Annotated in this window: 13 protein-coding genes; 3 read left to right on the plus strand and 10 right to left on the minus strand. The window is 56.9% G+C overall.

The genetic code is table 11. The annotated features are described in order from the left end of the window. Positions 1-4 precede the first annotated feature (4 nt). The 3 genes from bcsA (AAIG26_RS16685) to bcsR are packed head-to-tail and all read right to left on the minus strand — an operon-like array spanning position 5 to position 3,570. Positions 5-2,608 (minus strand): UDP-forming cellulose synthase catalytic subunit, encoded by a 2,604-nt coding sequence (gene bcsA / locus AAIG26_RS16685; RefSeq protein ID WP_343181020.1) that lies wholly within the window; start codon positions 2,606-2,608, stop codon positions 5-7. Further along, positions 2,605-3,369 carry a cellulose biosynthesis protein BcsQ gene (bcsQ, locus tag AAIG26_RS16690; protein ID WP_020455670.1) on the minus strand — a complete coding sequence of 255 codons (765 nt, stop codon included), beginning with the start codon at positions 3,367-3,369 and terminating at the stop codon, positions 2,605-2,607. Before bcsQ (AAIG26_RS16690) ends, bcsA (AAIG26_RS16685) begins: the two co-directional genes overlap by 4 nt. Before the next feature lie 12 nt (positions 3,370-3,381). Next, positions 3,382-3,570 (minus strand): cellulose biosynthesis protein BcsR, encoded by a 189-nt coding sequence (gene bcsR, locus AAIG26_RS16695; RefSeq protein ID WP_017458258.1) that lies wholly within the window; start codon positions 3,568-3,570, stop codon positions 3,382-3,384. A gap of 172 nt (positions 3,571-3,742) precedes the next feature. On the opposite strand from bcsR, the gene bcsE reads away from it, so the two are divergent. Genes bcsE through bcsG form a run of 3 tightly spaced genes read left to right on the plus strand, consistent with a single transcriptional unit; the run spans position 3,743 to position 7,168 of the window. Beyond that, positions 3,743-5,302 carry a cellulose biosynthesis c-di-GMP-binding protein BcsE gene (gene bcsE, locus AAIG26_RS16700; RefSeq protein WP_343181021.1) on the plus strand — a complete coding sequence of 520 codons (1,560 nt, stop codon included), beginning with the start codon at positions 3,743-3,745 and terminating at the stop codon, positions 5,300-5,302. After that, positions 5,299-5,496 (plus strand): cellulose biosynthesis protein BcsF, encoded by a 198-nt coding sequence (gene bcsF, locus AAIG26_RS16705; protein WP_017458256.1) that lies wholly within the window; start codon positions 5,299-5,301, stop codon positions 5,494-5,496. The genes bcsE and bcsF overlap by 4 nt, the downstream gene beginning before the upstream one ends. After that, entirely contained in the window at positions 5,489-7,168 is a 1,680-nt protein-coding gene (gene bcsG / locus AAIG26_RS16710; RefSeq protein WP_044489520.1) for a cellulose biosynthesis protein BcsG, read from the plus strand. The genes bcsF and bcsG overlap by 8 nt, the downstream gene beginning before the upstream one ends. Positions 7,169-7,207: 39 nt before the next feature. On the opposite strand, the gene AAIG26_RS16715 is transcribed toward bcsG, so the two are convergent. The 7 genes from AAIG26_RS16715 to bcsO are packed head-to-tail and all read right to left on the minus strand — an operon-like array spanning position 7,208 to position 18,404. Next, positions 7,208-8,203, minus strand: coding sequence for a glycosyl hydrolase family 8 (locus AAIG26_RS16715; RefSeq protein ID WP_269232095.1), 996 nt, complete (start codon positions 8,201-8,203; stop codon positions 7,208-7,210). A gap of 8 nt (positions 8,204-8,211) precedes the next feature. Next, the gene (gene bcsD / locus AAIG26_RS16720) at positions 8,212-8,691 is read right to left on the minus strand and encodes a cellulose biosynthesis protein BcsD (protein WP_045507607.1); all 480 of its coding nucleotides are present in this window, start codon (positions 8,689-8,691) and stop codon (positions 8,212-8,214) included. Continuing rightward, positions 8,691-12,674, minus strand: a complete 3,984-nt coding sequence (locus AAIG26_RS16725; RefSeq protein WP_343181022.1) for a cellulose synthase subunit BcsC-related outer membrane protein — start codon at positions 12,672-12,674, stop codon at positions 8,691-8,693. The genes bcsD and AAIG26_RS16725 overlap by 1 nt, the downstream gene beginning before the upstream one ends. 14 nt (positions 12,675-12,688) lie before the next feature. Then, complete coding sequence (bcsB, locus tag AAIG26_RS16730; RefSeq protein ID WP_343181023.1) at positions 12,689-14,974, minus strand: cellulose biosynthesis cyclic di-GMP-binding regulatory protein BcsB; 2,286 nt, start codon at positions 14,972-14,974, stop codon at positions 12,689-12,691. Continuing rightward, positions 14,971-17,082 (minus strand): UDP-forming cellulose synthase catalytic subunit, encoded by a 2,112-nt coding sequence (gene bcsA / locus AAIG26_RS16735; RefSeq protein ID WP_020455677.1) that lies wholly within the window; start codon positions 17,080-17,082, stop codon positions 14,971-14,973. Before bcsA (AAIG26_RS16735) ends, bcsB begins: the two co-directional genes overlap by 4 nt. A gap of 15 nt (positions 17,083-17,097) precedes the next feature. Next, positions 17,098-17,901: a cellulose biosynthesis protein BcsQ gene (gene bcsQ / locus AAIG26_RS16740; RefSeq protein WP_020455678.1), complete on the minus strand. Its 804-nt coding sequence runs from the start codon at positions 17,899-17,901 to the stop codon at positions 17,098-17,100. Next, positions 17,892-18,404: a cellulose biosynthesis protein BcsO gene (gene bcsO / locus AAIG26_RS16745; RefSeq protein WP_343181024.1), complete on the minus strand. Its 513-nt coding sequence runs from the start codon at positions 18,402-18,404 to the stop codon at positions 17,892-17,894. Before bcsO ends, bcsQ (AAIG26_RS16740) begins: the two co-directional genes overlap by 10 nt. Between the last annotated feature and the right edge of the window lie 242 nt (positions 18,405-18,646).

The following is an 18,646-nucleotide window of genomic DNA, read 5'->3' on the forward strand; positions in this document are numbered from 1 at the left end:
CCAATCACGTCATCGGTTGCTGCACTGCCACATTCCGCTCCGGACGGCGCGGAATAAATGACACCACCCAGGACACCAGCATGGTGAATGAGCGGAAAATCACTTTGACAGACGGTGGAGCAAATTCCGCGAGGTGGCGATAGCCGCGGAAACCCAGTTTCAAAATATCCATCAGACTTTCCAGAGGCTTGTCTTCCGGGAAGCTGTCCTGCCACAGCGCCCATGTGTCGGCGCGGGCAAAAGTACACTGCACAAAATCGATATGCTGTTTGGTCGTCAACGGCATCAGTTGCAGGCCCACTTGATTGCCGTGAACACGTGCCACGGTCGTGGGGAACGCATACTCCTGCTGGCCGCGTTTGAGCAGCAAATTCACTTTTTGCCCTTCAAGCACCTGCGCCTGGCCGTTAATCTTGACGCCAAGCCCGCCGTCGGAGAAATCATGCACGGTACAGGAGAAAAGATGCCCGTCTTCGCGGGCAATCACCGCAGGCATCGACATTTCAACGCGGTGCGAGCGACGAACCTGTTTACTCTCTACAGAAACCGCGACCGCGCCGCCGAGGATAACCATGTTGTAGAACACCCACGCGATACTGACGAAGACGGTGAGTATTTCGTTTTCCGGGCCGTAGAAATAACGCCAAATCCCCACCAGTACGCCCAACAGGTTGAGCAGCACAAGGTAGATGTAAGGACGTGAAATCACCCAGTCCACATACTCTTCTTCCACCAGGCCGCCTTTGGCAGTGACGTTAAACTTCCCTTTGTGCGGGTTGAACAGCGCCACCAGCGTGGGCGGCGCGATATACCATGCCAGCACGGTTTCGTAGATCTCGCTCCAGAAAGAGTGACGATATTTGCCCTGAATCTTCGAGTTAGTCAGGCTGGCGTGAATCATGTGCGGCAGTACGAACAGCGCAATCATCAGCGCTGGCGCGTAAATGATGTAGGCATGTAGCAGCAAGAACGCCAGCGGCGCGGTAAGGAAGATAAGCCGTGGTACTCCCGATAAGAAATGGAACATGGCGTTGACGTAGCACAAACGCTGCGCCAGCTTGAGCCCTTTGCCCGTCAGTGGGTTATCAAGACGGAAAATCTGCACCATGCCGCGCGCCCAGCGAATACGCTGGCCAATATGCGCAGACAGGCTCTCTGTCGCCAGCCCCGCCGCCTGCGGGATGCGCATATACGCCGACGTATGCCCAAGGCGGTGTAACCGCAGCGAGGTGTGCGCATCTTCGGTGACGGTTTCAACGGCGATACCGCCAATCTGATCCAGCGGTTCACGGCGGATCACCGCACAAGAACCGCAGAAAAAGGTGGCGTCCCACATATCGTTGCCATCCTGCACCAGCCCGTAGAACAGCGTGCCTTCGTTCGGGGTTTTACGAAAACGGCCAAGGTTACGTTCAAACGGATCCGGCGAGAAAAAGTGGTGCGGCGTCTGCATCATTGCCAGCTTTTTCTCTTTTAAGAACCACCCCATGGTCATTTGCAGGAACGAGCGTGTCGGCACATGGTCGCAGTCGAAAATCGACACGAACTCGCCTTTCGCGTGTTTCAGCGCGTTATTGATGTTGCCCGCTTTTGCGTGCTCATGAGTGGTTCGCGCGATGTACTCGACGCCGACGCTTTTGGCGAACTGGCGGAACTCTTCGCGTCCGCCATCATCGAGGATCCAAATCTTCAGTTTGTCTTTCGGCCAGTCGATGCCCAACGAGGCGTAGATGGTGTTTTTCACCACATTCAAATCTTCGTTATAGGTCGGTACGAAGATATCGACAGAAGGCCATAGCGACATATCTTTCGGCAGTGGCACCGGCTGGCGATTAAGCGGCCACACCACCTGGAAATAGCCAAGCACCAGCACAATCCACGCGTAGGTTTCCGCGAACAGCAGCACCAGGCCGCATACCAGGCTCACCGGATCGTCCCAGTTCAGCGTCGAAGTGTAGCGCCACCAGATATAGCGGCAGGAAACGGTTAGCGAGAGCACGATCAGCATCAGGGCGGAGAAACGCCCCGGAATTCGGCGTACCAGCAGCGCCACGCCCCATAGCAGCATCAGGAAAACAAACTGCGAAAGCGGATTAAACGGCTGCGTAATGCACAGAATGGCGAGGATCAGCGAGAACACCACAATGACGCCGAGAATAAAGCGGCGCGTACGCGGGCTGATATGCGCCAGCTCTTTTTTATCATCCAGATGACCGGTGCGATGCGTTACGCGCTCCGGCAGCGTATCCAGCCAGTGATACCAGCGCCCGCGCAGCACGCGCGCCCGGGCGAAACGCTGGCGACGAGGCGATTTTCTGTCACCCCAGGGCAGCATGACCAGCAACCACAAGGTTTGCAACAGGTAACGCGCCGGATCGAGCGGTCGCGGTTTATCCGGATCAATATGCGGGAACCACAAATGCTGCTGCGCACGGAGTTGCTGCCAGCGCGGGTGCTCCAGCGGAATAAACACCCATGCGAGGATCGCCCAGAAGCAGCCAGACGCTGCGCTAAACCCGGAAGCGCCGTGTTCACGGTAACGCTGGTAGCGCTCGCTTAAACGCGCGCTCACCGGCGGGATCAGCAACCAGGCGGAAAGGCGGCTCATTGCGGGCTCCCTTCCTGCTCACCGCTTACTTCTTGCGGCTGCGCGCAATGCAACAGGCACCAGTTCGCCAGCGTTAATATCTCTTCCGCCGCCAGCGAATCCGCCCGGTATTCGCCCAACGGCTGTTTCGACGCCTGAGATTCCGCCATCGCTTCATCGCGGTGGATAAGGGTCGGCAGGATCTGCCGCTGGCTTTGCAGCCATACCTGCCAGAGATCGTCCTGCAACTGGCTGCCGATGCGCAGGTCGTTAAGCAAAATATGCGCGCCAGCAGGTAAAAGCTGCTGGTGCAAGCGGATATGGCAGTTGGTGTCGGGTTTTACCACCGTAAACAGATGGTCGCACTGCGCCACGAACTGGCGCGTCAGCGGTGAAACGCCGTGCGGGATATCGATTAATACCCACTGGTAACTTTGCTGAGTTTTCAGCGCCTGCAAAATGGTGGTGAGTTGGCTAAGGGGTTCGTGTAATAAATGGAGGTTTTCCCACTCATTTGCCGCCAGATGGCCGAAAGGCAGGAGATCGAGCTGCGAAGTATAGCGCATGCCGGCATCGCGCCAGTCTTCCCCATCCAGTACCGCGCGCGCCCAGCCGTGGTGATGTTCAAAGTCGACATTAAATGACAGGCGTAAAAGGTTATCAGGGCAGGCATCAATCACCAGCACCGATTCGCCTAAAATTTGTAATGACCAGGCCAGAGCCGCGGTGATCGATGTTGTACCCACACCACCGCGAATCCCCTGTAATCCCAAGATGGCCATCCTGGTTATCCCTTATTGTTGACGGGCTAATTCTGCCAGCAGCGGCCAGCGCTTAAATGCCGCTGCCAACTGTTCTCGCTGGGAAATATCGGCGTAATCAATTTCAGGCAATGAAAATGCCTTACTTAACGCCAGAAAATCATTTTGGAATGTATAGCCCAGAGTAGGGTCTGACTGCGTTTTAGGTTCATTGTTATGCATTCTGGCCCGATCCCTTTGAAAAGAAATACATGTACAGAAGTAGCAGGGCATCGCACCCGAGAAAATTCGTTTACATGCTAAATCTGATGTTCTTTAATTTCAATGTTAGGTTTATTTCTCGGCTTTCGCTAGTAAACTGAGATACAGACAATTTTGCATCAAGAGGGACATCGTGGAGCCCATATTTTCTATTGGCATTGAGTCATTATGGGACGAATTGCGTCATATGCCCGCGGGCGGCGTTTGGTGGGTAAATACCGATCGTCAACAAGATGCAATAAGTCTAATAAATCAAACCCTTGCAGCCCAGAACAAAGACGCACAGGTGGCGGCAATCGGTATGGGTCAGGACCTGCGGAAAATCATTAAATTAGATAAAGAGTATGGTCCTGAGAAAATCAGAATTTTCACAATGCCGAATCACAATAATAGTCTATACTTTTTCACCCGCGATTTACTTTGTTCATTTGAACCTGAAAACTATTTACTCATTCTGCTGGGGGAAAATAATGCCTGGCAGAATATATCGGCACCTGATTTACAACAATGGTTAGAAAGAACTCATGCCTGGGCGAAATATCATAAATGCTCCTTACTGGTTATTAATCCTGGCAGTAATAACGACAAACAATCATCCATTTTAATGAGTGAATACCGTTCGTTGTTTGGACTGGCGAGTTTACGCTACCGAAACGATATGTATCTTTATGATGTTGCCTGGTGGTGCAATGAAAAGGGCATTAGCGCGCGCCAGCAATTAGTGCTTAATCATCATCAAGGTCGCTGGCAGCTCGCGCAGCAAGAAGAAACGTCGGTGCAACCCCGCAGCGATGAGAAACGCATATTAAGTAATGTCGCCGTGCTGGAAGGCGCACCGCCGCTGTCGGAACACTGGACCTTATTTGATACCAACGAAGCGTTATTTGAAGAAGCGCGCTCCAGCCAGGCGGCGACGTTGATTTTCACCCTTGCGCGAAACAATCAAATCGACAACATCGCACGCCAGGTGCACACGCTGCGCCGCCAGCGCGGCAGCGGGCTGAAAATTATTGTCCGTGAAACCCAGGCCAGCCTGCGTGCTACCGACGAACGCTTATTGCTCGGCTGTGGCGCCAATATGGTGATCCCGTGGAATGCCCCTCTTTCCCGTTGTCTGACGCTGATTGAAAGCGTGCAGGGCCAGCAATTTAACCGTCTGGTGCCGGAAGATATCACCACATTACTGTCCATGACTCAGCCACTAAAACTGCGTGGTTTTCAGCCGTGGAACGTGTTCTGCGACGCCGTCGGGAATATGGTTAATAACCCGCTGTTGCCCGCCGATGGCAAAGGGGTGCTGGTCGCGCTGCGCCCGGTGCCAGGCATCCGCGTTGAACAAGCGTTAACGCTGTGCCGCCCAAACCGCGTGGGCGATATTGTCAGCCTTAGCGATAATCGTCTGGTGCTGTTTTTGTCGTTCTGCCGGGTTAACGATCTCGACACGGCGCTGAACCACATTTTCCCGTTGCCAACGGCAGATATTTTTTCTAATCGCGTGGTGTGGTTTGAAGATAACCAGATTGCCGCAGAGCTGGTGCAAATGCGCACGCTGTCACCGGATAAATGGGCGAAACCGCTGCCTGTCACCGCCACAGAGAAGAAAATCATTAACGCTGAGCACGACGGCACAAGCTGGCGTCGGATCCCGGAACCGTTGCGGTTATTCAGTAAAGCCACGGAGCACACATCATGATGTCAGTCAGCGATATTATTCAGCTGGTGGTGCTTTGCGCCCTGATCTTTTTCCCGCTGGGTTACCTTACACGCCACTGGATACGCCCTATCCGCAGCGCGTTGCGCATACTGTTTACCAAACCACGCTATGTAAAACCGGCAGGCGTGCTGCGCCGGGAATCGTTCGTCAAGGCAGACCGAAAACATGACTAATCATACTATGACCACTTCAACGCCTTCGCCATTGTGGCAATACTGGCGCGGCCTTTCCGGCTGGAATTTCTATTTTCTGGTGAAATTCGGTCTGTTGTGGGCGGGCTACCTTAACTTTCACCCGCTGCTGAATCTGGTGTTTATGGCTTTTCTGCTGATGCCGCTGCCGCGCGTCCGCCTGCATCGTTTACGTCACTGGATTGCCATTCCCATCGGGTTCGGTCTGTTCTGGCACGACACCTGGCTGCCGGGTCTTGAAAGTATGATGAGCCAGGGCTCGCAGGTCGCGGGCTTCAGCGCCGATTACCTGTGGGATCTGGTGACGCGTTTTATCAACTGGCAGATGATTGGCGCGATTTTCGTGATGCTGATTGCCTGGCTGTTCTTGTCGCAATGGATCCGCGTCACCGTGTTTGTCGTCGCGATTATGATCTGGTTAAACGTGCTGACGTTGACCGGGCCGGCGTTTACTCTGTGGCCCGCCGGACAACCGACCACGACCGTCACCACCACTGGCGGTTCGGCGGCGGCAACGGTCGCAGCAACGGGCGATACGCCGGTGGTCGGCGATATTCCCGCGCAAACCGCGCCGCCGACCTCAGAGAATCTGAATGCGTGGCTGGCAAGTTTCTACGCCGCCGAGGAGAAGCGCCAGAGCACCTTCCCGGCGCAGCTTCCGGCCGACGCACAACCGTTCGATCTGCTGTTCATTAACATCTGTTCCCTCTCATGGGCTGATATTGAAGCGGCCGGTCTGGCCTCGCACCCGCTGTGGTCGCACTTTGATATTGAGTTCAAAAACTTCAACTCGGCGACCGCCTACAGCGGCCCGGCGGCGATTCGCCTGCTGCGCGCCAGCTGCGGCCAGCCGTCGCATAAAAACCTCTACCAGCAGGCCAACACGCAGTGCTATCTGTTTGATAACCTGTCGAAACTTGGCTTCAGCCAACAGTTGATGATGGACCACAACGGTGAGTTCGGCGGTTTCCTCAAAGAAGTGCGCGACAACGGCGGCATGCAGGCGCCGTTGATGAACCAGGCGGGTCTGCCGCCGGTGCTGCTCTCATTTGACGGCTCGCCGATTTATGACGACACGGCGGTGCTGAACCGCTGGATGGAGTCCGACAGTTTTAAACAGGGCCAGCGCACCGCGACCTTCTACAACCTGCTGCCGCTGCACGATGGCAACCACTATCCGGGCGATCGCAAAACCGCCGATTACAAACTGCGCGCGCAAAAGTTGTTTGATGAGCTGGATGCGTTCTTCACGCAACTGGATAAATCCGGGCGCAAAGTGATGGTGGTGCTGGTGCCGGAACACGGCGCGGCGCTACAGGGCGATAAAATGCAGGTTTCCGGCCTGCGCGATATCCCAAGCCCGTCGATTACCAACGTGCCGACGGCGATTAAATTCTTTGGTATGAAATCACCGCATCAGGGCGCGCCGATAACCATTACGCAGCCGAGCAGTTTCCTCGCTATCTCCGAGATTGTTACCCGCGTGCTGGATGGCAAAATTTTTACCGAGGACAACGTCAACTGGCAGCAACTGACCAGTAATCTGCCGCAAACCGCGCCGGTGTCCGAAAACGCCAACGCCATTGTGTTGCAGTACCAGAATAAGCCGTATGTTCGCCTGAACGGCGGTGACTGGGTGCCCTACCCGCAGTGATCCTGCACACCTCTCCCCTGGCGGGGAGAGGTTATCGATTTAGCGCTGCTGCGCCAGCCAGACCAGCATTTTCAGGCTGGCGGAGTAGTAATCATCCTGCGCGGTGATCTGCGGTTGTGCAGGCGTTACACCCAACGTTAAATCCCGCACCGCCAGTAAACCGTCATTCATGTTGTACGGCGCGTTATCGTTGGTCGCCACATCCACCCATGCGGGAGTCTGGCTGCGGCTAAAACCCTGCCACCAGTTGCGCCACGGTGTTAACAGCGCGCTGTGCGGATCCTGCCAGCTCACATACAGCGGAATACGGATCGCATCGTAGCTCATGCGCGGCGGCCACTCTTTCGCCGGATTCAGTTTGCCGTCCGCCGAAAGTGAAACCCAGTCCGTCGGTAAGCGCGCTTTGCCAAAAGTCATGTTGCCAAGCAGCGTTTGCCCGTCTTTGATCAAATCGCGCCACACCACCTGATGGCTGCGCTCAGCGAAAGCCTGCCACGCCGGGAAAATAAAGTAGGACGGATTCAGGTTCACATAGGTGTTGAGGTTAAAACCGTTAGCACCCGGCAACATCACGCGGTAACCCGCAAAACTCACCACCGTATGTTTGAGCACCGCCTGGGTTATCGCATCGGACGCGGCAAGGTACGCGGCGTTATTCCAGCGCTCCCCGGCTTTCAGCAGCGCCCAGGCGATCAGCACATCGCCGTCGGTAGCGTCGTTTTTATCGGCGATGGGATCGGCTTCCACCGGGTTATAACGCCAGTAAAACAGGCCATTGGCTTTGTTCTTCAGCGTCTTATTGGTCCAGTTCCACATGCTGTCAAAGGCCGCTTTATCATTGTTGGCGACCGCCATCAGCATGGCGAACCCCTGGCCTTCGGTGTGGGAGACGTTTTTGTTGCCGGTATCGACAATGCGACCATCCGGCATCAAAAACCGCGCTTTATAACTCTCCCAGGCGCCAGCGGCCTGGGAAACGGATGCAAATAGCAGACTCACCATCACCACCATTGCGGTGAAAACGCGCTTTAACATGGGCAAACTCACTGTGGGTTAGCGTAACGGAAAAGAACATCCGCCACAGAATAGAGCCTTTCGCGGGTAAACACGAGGCTCGCCTCACCGCCCTGGCTTCGCAGCCAGCGCGAATAAAGCCCTTCAAGAATGGCGCAAAACGCATAGCACCAACGGGTCTGGTAGGCCTCTTCACGCGCCACCGGCAGCGCCTGGTGGCGAAACGCCATGCCGTGCTCAGTGGTTTCGATATCAATAAACCCCCAGTTGAACACCGCCAGTTGCGCATTAATGTTCGCTTCCAGCTCGCCGACCGTCGATGAGGCCGGAAGCGGTACACGGTCCGCTAATGCTTCGCCCATCTGGCGCAGGAACGGCAGGCTTTCCGCTTCGCCGACGTTTCGCACCATGCCGTCAATCATCACGCTCAGCAAATCAAACCAGCCCGGCGGCGTTTGCTGTTGCTGGAAATAGCCAAGCAGCAGCGTGTTAGCAGTGTTGGTTGTCATTATTTATCCCCCAGCATGTACCGGAGCCAAATCCCGGCAGTGCTTTCGTTGTAACTGCCGAAGGTGTCATAACCGACTTTCCCACCTACCGACATATTTTTATTCACGTTGTAATCGAGCCCGGCATGGAAGTTATAGCCAATGCCATTCTGTGAACCGCCCTGGTACTGCGCCTCTTTCACAAAGCCCATATCGGCGAGCTGTTGCAGCATCTTCTGCGCTTCCGGTTCTGTCGGGAAGTAATTGCTCTTGTCCTGCGTATAGGACTGGTAGCCCACCGCGCCGCCAATACTGAGTTTCCAGTTATCAATTTTCTGCGACAGATCAACCGGCAGCGACACGCTCACGTAGTTCTGCGGGCTGAAGTAACCGCCCTGGCCGTAAGTGAAGTAACTGAGGTTTTTCGAGTAGTTCATCCAGCCAACGTTCAGCCCCGTCTGTAACTGGCGGAAATCGTCGTGCCACGGACGCAGATAAACCCCGGCATTGGCGTTCACGCTGGTGTTGCTCGCCACATCTTTACCGATATAGCTATACCCGCCGCCGCCAATGTAGAACCCCGCGTCGCCGTCGTCGTAGCTCAGTTGCACGCTGCCGCCGTTCTTGGTGACCTGCCCCCAGCGCTCGCCGGAATAAGCGTCCCGCAGCCCAACGTAAGACAGCAAACTGTCGGTCACCGCGCGACGCTCGCCGGTAAGGATAAGCGTCAGGTAATTGGTCAGTTTCGGCGACCATTTCACGCCGCCGACCAGCGAGGTTAAATCCTGCCCCAGCGGCGTGCTGCCGATATCCAGCTTATAGCTGTCGCCGCTCAGCGCCATATTCAGCTCCACGCCGCTGGCGTTTTGCGAATCGGTGGAAGACTTAATCGGATCGCTATAGTTGGCCTTATAGTTTGATGCGCTCAAACTCTGCAAACGGCTCGATGACAGCAGCGAAGTGAGATTGTCGTAACCCGTTTCGGTAAACGGCGACAATTTGCTGGCATCGGCATAACCGGCGAGATCGGTAAATTTATCGCTGCCGTCGGTTGCCGTGGATTGGTTGGCGTTTTTAATCGAGGCCGCAATGTTACTCACGCCATTCGCCAGCGGGTTCGCGCCATAACGCCGCCATGAATCGCCAGAAGCGCTGCCGGAACTGAGCGAAACCGGCGTCGCGGTAAATTCAAAGCGTGCATCGCCAAACGGCGAACTGGACCAGGTGAGCGGCGCTTTGGCTTCCGTCAGCTTGCTGGTGCCGTTTTCCCCGTCGCGGCCACGAATTTCCACGCCACCCTGCAACCACATGCCGGTTTTCTCGTTCATCTGCTGCATCATGTCGTCGACCTGGCGCAGTGTTCGCGTTTGCGCCGTTTCGACCGGCAGATCGGTACGCGTGGTGCCCGGCAAATTACTGCCCGGTTCGTGTGCCACCTGCGCAACTTGCCACGGCAGCGTTTGGCCATACAGCGACTGCGGCGCCGCGCTTTTACTGGTGGTGGTAAACGGGTTATCCGCCAGCAACACACCGCCGATTGTCGGTGTTGCCGCGCTGTTGTTCGACTCCAGCCCCACCAGCTTACCGCGCGCGCTGCGCAGATAGGTCATCGCCTGCTGATGATTGCCTTTCGCCTCTTCCAGCCGCGCCAGCAGCAACAAGCGATCCGGTGAATTATTACTGCGCAGGCCGCTGGCTAAGGTTTGCGCCTTGTCGACGTTATTTTCCGCCAGCGCGACATCAATCGCCCCGACGCGCGCCGCCTGATCTTCGCTGTCGCGCGTCATCAGGTAGTCATACAGCACGCCCGCTTCTTTGTTCATCTTGCCGGACTGATACAAACGCCCCATCGCGAACATCAAATCCGTGTTCTGCGGGTCGTTTTGCAACGCGCGGATCAGCTTGTCATACGCGGCGGCATAATTGCCCTGCTCACGCAGTTGATCCGCTTCGTTGATTACATAACCATTCCGCACCCCGGCAAGCTGGGCTGGCGTGCTGCGCGCCTGCACGTCCGGGCGGGAAACAAAGGCCTGCGCCTCCTGGTTAAGCCCCGCCTGGTTCAGCACCGCAACCTGATCGGCATAATCGCCGATGTTGCCCTGCACGCCCTGTTTCATACTTTCACGCACCAGCGCGACGGCGGTGGTGGTATCGCCCGTCTGCGCCAGCATTCGCGCCAGTTTCCCGGCATCGACCGGGCTTTTCGGCGGTGTGGCCGCCAGCGCTTTCAGGGTATTGGATGCCGCCGTCATATTGCCCTGAGCGAGGTAGCGCTCAGCGGTCGCCATTTGCAGGTTGTAATTAACCCGCTGCGCCAGGTCGCGCATCTGGCCGTTCTGGCTGGCCGGCGAAATACGTGACAGCAGCGAACTGGCCTGTTGCCAGCCGCCATTTTCACTGGCGAACAGCGCGGCTGCATACAGTGAGCTGGCTCCGGCTCGTGGATTTTGCGCGGGCAGCATCACGTTCGCGGCTTCATTTTCCTGACCCGCTTGTTGCAGCAAACGCGCCAAATCAAGGCGCAACCACGGATCATCCGGCAGACGCGCCACGCCCTGGCGCAGCACGGCAATGGCCTGCGACGTATTTCCGCTCGCTGCCAGTTGTTGCGCCTGCCGACGCAGCGGGTCGCCAGGCGTCCCCGTCACCACGCGCGGTTGCAGTTTTTCCTGCAAACTCGCCGGTAACGTGCGCAGCAGGCTTTGCGCTTCTGCCGCTTTGTTTTGATCGCGCAGCACGTAGTAGAGGTTTTCCCGCGCCGGGGCATTCTGCGGCTGCTCGTTGAGGATCTCGCGCAGCGCTTGTTCCGCCTGCGGGTAATCTTTGTTCTGGCGCAGCACATCGGCGCGGAACAGTTTGGCGGCGGTGCCGCGCTCACCGCTCTGCTGCGCCAGCGGCGCGGAAAGTGCCAGCGCCTGGCTGACATTGCCCGTTTTTAACGCTTGCTGCGCCTGCGCCAGTTGACCATAAAACGCGGCGTCTTCCGCCTGCGCTTTACGTTCTGCTGAAGCCTCGCCGCCCTGGCTCGCCGCCCGGTTCAGATACTGTGCCGCCGCCTGGTAATCACCGTTGCGCTGGGCAATATAACCCATGCCCGCCAGCGCATCGGCGTCTTCCGGGTTGGTTTGCAGTACCTGCTCAAACTGGCGTTTTGCGGCATTGCTGTCGCCGCTATTCAGCGCGCTAAAGCCCGCGCCTTTCGCGCTGCCACCGACATTTTTACGGTAGTACGCCTGGATCTCGCTATCCTGCGGATGGCGCTGCAACCAGGTATCGTAAAAGCGTTCATCGCCAGCCTGCGGCGCAAGCCACAGCAGCGCCTGACGCAGCCCTTCATCCGCCTCTTTATTGCCGCTGGCCATCGGCTCCAGCAGCAAAATCCCGTCGCGGCGCGTTGCTTCACGCCAGGTCAACATCTTGCCCAGCGCCACGCGGGCGGCATTGTCCTGCGGATGCTGGGCGACGAAGCGCTGAATTTCTGCCAGCGCCTGCGGGTAGAGCGCTTTATCGCCCGCCATCGTTAAATAGTATTCCGGCGCGAGGCTCGGCGGCGGTGTGTCGCCATTGAACAGGCTGCGCCAGGTTTCCAGCGCCGCCGGAACATTGCCGCTGCGCGCCTGCTGACGGGCAAGCGTTAACTGCCCTTGCGGCACCTGCGCCAGCTGTTTTGCATTATCCAGCGCCTGCAAACCGCTATCGTCCGGCGCGGTTTTCGCCAGCCTGGCGCGCCACTGCGCGGCAGTTTGTAAATCACCATTTTGCTGCGCCCACAGCGCCATCATGTACATCGCCTGGGTGTTGTTGGCATCGACCATCAACACCTTTTTGAGCGACTCCATCGCCAGGTCGTCGTGGGACTTTTCGTGCCAGTAGTTCGCCTGATCAAACAGTGCCTTGAGCGCCGCGTCATTTGGCGCGGCCTGCGCCATACCAGAGGTCGCCAGCGTCAGCGCACCGGAGAGGCAAATTGTTGTCAGCCGACGGGCGGTTTTTTTAGGCATTATTGTCACCCTTTTCACTTGCTGTTCCCCACATCCAGACGTTTACGCTCGCGTTTTTTAAGCATGCGATACACCATTCCCCCCACCAGCGACCCGACCAGCAGGCTCAGGATCGCCAGCAGCGCCGAGTGCTGGTTGGCGTACCAGACAATTTTCAGATGGGGCGGCATTTCGCCGCTGGGGAACTGTTCGCCGACGCGGAAGCTGCGCACACCATTTTCATTGGTGATGATGGCGGCGTCACCGCGAATACCGGCGTTGATTTTTGCCGACGCCAGATCGTCATGCAGATGCGATAACTGCTCGTCGTTGCTGCCAAGCGCCAGCACCACCAGTCGGGCATCGTTCCATGGCGAGCGGAAACTGATAAAGCCGCGCCACGCTTCATTGGAAGAGAAGTAGCGATCGGCTTCCAGCCCTTCTGCCGCCCAGTCGCCCGCTATCCAGCGCTGCACTTTCTGCCAGCTGGAAGGCTCACGCACGCCCAGCGTGCTGTCGTGGGTGACAAACGGCGAATTCGCCAGCAGCGCACGGTTAAAGTCATGCTGATCCATACCGCTTACCGCCAGCACATCGCGATCCCGCAGCAGTTCCAGAAAACTGCCGCCAGTCGGCACACCGAACACCACGCGGTTGTGACCGAGCGCGGTTCCGGTGGCGTTGCCTGAGCGTGCCGCCATATCAAACAGCGTGGCGATCTGCGTTTCGCTGGGGTTAACCGGCAGCATCAGTACCGTTTCTGAGTAATCCGCCAGGCGGGTAAACGGGAAAGAAGCCCCGACGAAATAGGAAAGATTCGGCAACAGCGCAAAGTGGCGGGTGTGGCTGAGATCGATCCACGAATCGTCATCAATGCGACTTTTAATGTTGTTATTCAGCAAAGTGCTGCACGGCGCGTCCTTTTTCGGCACGATGTTGAAATAGAGCGAAAGCTGGTTGTCGCCGTAAATCATGTACGGCTCCAGCGGCATATCAAACTGCTCCTGACGCGCATCGCCACCGAGTTTGTGCCACAGCGTCTCCAGCGCCCCCTGCTTATTGACCGGCAGGTTGTGCAGGAACGTGTCGTTCAGAGTCATGCTCAGCCACGAACGTTGTTCGTCAATCCAGTTTTCCGTCGGGAATCGGTAACCGATATGCAGCGGGATGGTTTCACCGTCCCACAAGAACAGATCGGGTGCAGCGCGGAACGCCACCTGCAACGGCGGGTGCCAGATCCCGGTGGCAGTCAGGCTTTGATCTTTACGGATCAGCTCCGATAACTTCACCGGACGATCGGTTGGGATCCAGCGCGGCGCATCGTACGGTTTGCTCAACGGGATCGTCTGGGCATCGACATCCACCGCCGGGGTTTGCTGCGCAAAGTTGCCGCGCGTTAAGCGCCATGCCGCCGCGCGTAATTCGCTTTCATCTTTCCCCACCACCAGCAGCAGTTTGTAAACCGGATTCGCCGGGTTATCGATAATTTTCAACAGCGGCTGGCTGGTTTGCGGCAGTGTTAAACCACCAATTTGCTCACCGGGGTGGCCAATCAGAATGCCGTTTTTTTCCGGCAGACGGTCATGGTAGGCCGCGAACGAAACGCCGCGATAATCGGCCTGAATCCCCAGCCACGAGGCGATCAGCGCCCCGGCGCTAATGGTATCCGGGCTCAGCTTTGACGCGAATGCTACCGCAATCGCCGCCGGTGACATCTGCATGCTGTCAAAGAAGGGGCGCGGAAAATGGCTCAGATCCGCGCCGATATCCAGTTGCTGCCCTTCCAGTTCAAAACGCGAATCCGGCAGGATAGTGACACGGTATTTGTCACTCAGGTCGCGCTGACACTGCATGGCATCGCCATCGTTAATCTTAAAGCTGAGGCTGTTACTGGAGACCATCAGTGCAGCGGGAATATCAAGCTGGTAACGGGCCAGATCGCTGTCGGTCGCCGTCAGCGGCACAGTGCCAAGCGGTTGGCCGTTGAGCATCAACTGCATGGTGGCATTACGCGCCGCCAGCGCCGGGGAGATGCGCAGGTTGAGCGCCAGCCGGGCGCTGGTCATTACCTGGTCGACCGGCAGGGTAAAATCAACGCCGCCCTGGAATTGCCCGCCGCTGAGGGTGATCCCTTGCGGCTGGCCCATCTGCGCGATGCTGACACTACTCATCACCGAGGGCACAAATGTCGGCGTGGATTGCGCTATCGTTGGCGGCGGCAGATCCAGCGGCAGCAGCGATTCAACCGTCGTTTCTTCACTGTGTAACGGCGCGATAAACAGCGCGCCAAGCAGCGCAGCAAGTGCGGTTAGCCGTTTCATACGCTCTCCTCCTGCGCAACTTTTGCCGCATGCTGCGCGCGTAAACGGCGGTTTTCGCGGCGTGATTTCCACGTCAGCCAGAAGAGGTCAAAGACGCAACGCACAATGGTCAACAGGGAGCGGAACGGGTTGTCCTGCGGCTTTGGCGGGTGGATCCACGCATCGGCGCGGGAGAGCACCACGCGCACCAGTTCACGGCGGCGCGACAGCGGAATATCGTCGAACATCAGACGGATATGCTGCTCGTCGCTGGCGACGGTCTGCACCGGAATCGTGATCGCGCCGGATTGCAGCAGCAGTTCAATCGCTTCGATTTCATCATTCAGATGGCGATCGTCCGGGGCCACGATACGGCAGCCGCCCATCGACAAATCCGCCGTCTGGCTGCGCGACGTGATCCCGCTGGCGTAGTGGATAAGCACCGGGATATCGACATCAATACGGATGGTTTTGCGGGTCTGGCGGGTTTCGCGCGCAACGGCAATCGCCGCCAGCAGGAAGATCAGGCAATACAAGCCCCAGCCAACGTTCAGCACAATAACGCGCGGATCCACACCAAAGTAGTCATGCGCGCAGGCGCGGACAATCCCGGCGACCACGCCCGCTGCCAGCAGCAAGGCAATGATCAAATGCGGGCGCACCACGCTGAAGTCGAAATAGCCGACATCCAGCAGCCCGCCTTTGTCGGTGACGTTAAACTTGCCGCGTTTGGGAAACAGCATGGTTACCACGGTCGGCAGCGCAATGTGAAACGCCATCACCAGGTCATAAATCTCGCCCCAGAAGCTGTAACGGAAGCGGCCATTCAGCCGTGAGTTAACGTACACCGCCAGGAACAGGTGTGGCAGCGCGTAGGCAAATACCAGACTGGCCGAAGAGTGAATAATATTCAGGTTAAACAGCAGGTATGCCAGCGGCGCGGTGACAAAGGCAATGCGCGGCAATGCAAACTGGTAATAGAGCATCGCGCTCAGATAGCACAGGCGCTGCTGGATGGTCAGCCCACGGCCAAACAGCGGGTTATCGAGACGGAAAATCTGCGTCATACCGCGCGCCCAGCGGGTTCGCTGGATCACATGCAGCACCAGACGCTCGGTCGCCAGGCCTGCGGCCAGCGGAATATCAATAAACGCCGAACCCCAGCCGAGACGCTGCATTTTCAGGGCGGTATGCGCATCTTCGGTGACCGTTTCCACGGCAAAACCGCCAATCTCTTCCAGCGCGCTACGGCGGATCACCGCGCACGAACCGCAGAAGAAGGTGGCGTTCCAGTTGTCGTTGCCGCGCTGAATCGGGCCGTAAAACAGCGCCCCTTCGTTAGGAATATTGCGCCCGACGGAGAGGTTACGCTCGAACGGATCGGGTGAATAGAAGTAGTGTGGCGTCTGCACCAGCGCCAGTTTCGGGTCTTTCAGGAAACCGCCGACCGTGGCCTGCAGGAAGATGCGCGTCGCTACGTGGTCGCAGTCAAAAACGCAGATCAGCTCGCCGTTGGTGAGCTTCATCGCATGGTTGAGGTTACCGGCTTTGGCGTGCGCGTTATCGTTGCGGGTGATGTAGCCGACACCAGCGTCGGCGGCAAACACGGCGAATTCACTGCGTTTACCATCGTCGAGCAGATAGATTTTCATCTTATCGCGCGGGTAATCCATACACTGCGCAGCCAGCACCGTATCGCGTACCACATCCAGCGGTTCGTTATAGGTCGGGATATAGACATCGACCGTCGGCCACAGCTCCATATCATCCGGCAACTGTACGAGTTCGCGTTTCAGCGGCCAGACCGTTTGCAGGTAGCTGAGCAGCAGCATTACCCAGACATAGAGTTCCGCGAGAAACAGCCCCATACCGAGGATGGTTTCAATTTCGGAATTAAAGTGCAGGGTTTGTGTCAGGCGAAAATAGATATAGCGCGTTGAGAGCAGCACCGACATCACCACCATGATCACCGAAATGCTGCGCTTTTTGCTCAAGCCCATTAAACAGAGAATGCCGATGCTGATCAGGCCAAAAATGTACTGCTTTTGGCTGTCCATGGGCGTGATCACCACCAACAGGGCAACAGGCAGCACTGCCAGAACCAGCAAAATAGAGAGAAACTTTTTCATACGTTGCCCGAAGCGTTAGAAGCCTGACATGCGTGGTGAGTTGTGTACCGTGCCGTCACCGATTTTGACGCCCAAAATTCCGGCGACCCGTTTAGCAATCAGTTCGATATCGAACGCCGCGGCGGACGCCGGGCTGAAATCAAATACCGACTGCTGAGAAGCATTGGCTTCAGCGACGCTTTCATCGCGATGCAACACGCCAAGCAGTTGATTGCCCAGACGTTGTTCCATGAACGCAGTAACATCGCGGCTGATTTGCCGACGGTTGTCGCTCTGGTTCACCACAAAGTAGTGACCCGCTTTGCGGTTCAGCACATCGCCGGTAAGACGGTTATTTTCGATATACGGCAGCAGTGAGAGCGAGGCGGTATCGGCCAGCAGCGTGACCAAATGCACATCCGCAAGTCGCGACATCGCTTTCAGCGCCGCAGACGGCCCCGGAGGAAAGTCGGCAACGATAATCAAGCCCGGATAGTTGAGCAGCGTATTCAGGCCGCGCGTCAGAAAATGCTCGTCATTGGTTAAACGCTCATCAAAGGCAACGCGCTGCGCTTCCGTGACATCACCATACGGCAGCACGAAAATATTGCCGCCCGCGGTGAGCACAAACTGGCTCCAGTCGGAGGAATCCGCCGCGCGCGCCACATACCCACGCCCGTCCGACAGCGGTACGCCAAAATGCAAACGCAGCGCGTTTTGTACGTCAAAATCAAGCGCCAGCACTTTGCTGCCTGCGCGGGCAAGGGCGTAGGCCAGATTTGCCGTCAGGGTCGTTTTTCCGACACCGCCTTTCGGCGAACACACACAAATCAACGGCATGAAGCGATCCTTTCTAACAACGAGTGTAAGGGCTGATTTTTTTCCACGCGGGGCTTCTCCTCCGCCGCTTTCGCCGCGAAAAGCCGGGCATAGCTGACGGGAGCCGAAGAAGGATTCGCAGGCGATGGCAGCTGCATAACCGGTGCTACGCTTGCAGGCGCAGGCGCGTAGGCGGCGGCGTTGAACGCCGGAGCCACTGCATCGAGCTGGCTGGCGACGTCTTTTAGCAGAGAGGTTGTTGGCGCAGGTGCAGGCACAACCTCATCCACCGTCGCAGCAAGTTGTTGCGCGGCAAACACCTCAGGATCGACGGATTGCGGGACAGGCAGTGACACATGACCGCCCATCGCCAGCATGGATTCATCCGTGGCGGGAGAAAGTTGGTTAATGATTGCCCAACTGCTCTGGTCTTGTGCGAGGTTCTGTGCAGAGAGATCTTTAAAATCGTGCTGCTGATTGCGAGTCTTATCCTTAAACCTCTGCAAATCATCGTAATGACCCATAGTTATTCTCATGATTTACAAAATAAAATTGCGACCATCACCGTCAGGATTGGTGTCCTGATAGCATCAAGTGATGGGTTTTAATTGTGGCGGTGCGGTTTTACGCGGGTACGAAGTCTTACTTCAGCGATGGTTTTCAGCCTGGTTTTTACGTGCCAAAGTTTAGTAGGGCTAAAACGCTGTTTAATTTCAGCAAATATATAAACATTGGCTATAGATGCGCCATCTTTTTTTCACGCGAA

Origin of the sequence: Kosakonia sp. PSU_27 (assembly GCF_039409795.1) — a bacterium.
Classification (GTDB): Bacteria; Pseudomonadota; Gammaproteobacteria; order Enterobacterales; family Enterobacteriaceae; genus Kosakonia.

Excerpts from the sequence above, each read along its gene's own strand:
- bcsA (WP_343181020.1), bottom strand. The coding sequence starts at position 2,608 with ATGAGCCGCCTTTCCGCCTGGTTGCTGATCCCGCCGGTGAGCGCGCGT.
- bcsQ (WP_020455670.1), bottom strand. The coding sequence starts at position 3,369 with ATGGCCATCTTGGGATTACAGGGGATTCGCGGTGGTGTGGGTACAACA.
- bcsR (WP_017458258.1), bottom strand. The coding sequence starts at position 3,570 with ATGCATAACAATGAACCTAAAACGCAGTCAGACCCTACTCTGGGCTAT.
- bcsF (WP_017458256.1), top strand. The coding sequence starts at position 5,299 with ATGATGTCAGTCAGCGATATTATTCAGCTGGTGGTGCTTTGCGCCCTG.
- bcsG (WP_044489520.1), top strand. The coding sequence starts at position 5,489 with ATGACTAATCATACTATGACCACTTCAACGCCTTCGCCATTGTGGCAA.
- AAIG26_RS16715 (WP_269232095.1), bottom strand. The coding sequence starts at position 8,203 with ATGTTAAAGCGCGTTTTCACCGCAATGGTGGTGATGGTGAGTCTGCTA.
- bcsD (WP_045507607.1), bottom strand. The coding sequence starts at position 8,691 with ATGACAACCAACACTGCTAACACGCTGCTGCTTGGCTATTTCCAGCAA.
- AAIG26_RS16725 (WP_343181022.1), bottom strand. The coding sequence starts at position 12,674 with ATGCCTAAAAAAACCGCCCGTCGGCTGACAACAATTTGCCTCTCCGGT.
- bcsB (WP_343181023.1), bottom strand. The coding sequence starts at position 14,974 with ATGAAACGGCTAACCGCACTTGCTGCGCTGCTTGGCGCGCTGTTTATC.
- bcsA (WP_020455677.1), bottom strand. The coding sequence starts at position 17,082 with ATGAAAAAGTTTCTCTCTATTTTGCTGGTTCTGGCAGTGCTGCCTGTT.
- bcsQ (WP_020455678.1), bottom strand. The coding sequence starts at position 17,901 with ATGCCGTTGATTTGTGTGTGTTCGCCGAAAGGCGGTGTCGGAAAAACG.
- bcsO (WP_343181024.1), bottom strand. The coding sequence starts at position 18,404 with ATGGGTCATTACGATGATTTGCAGAGGTTTAAGGATAAGACTCGCAAT.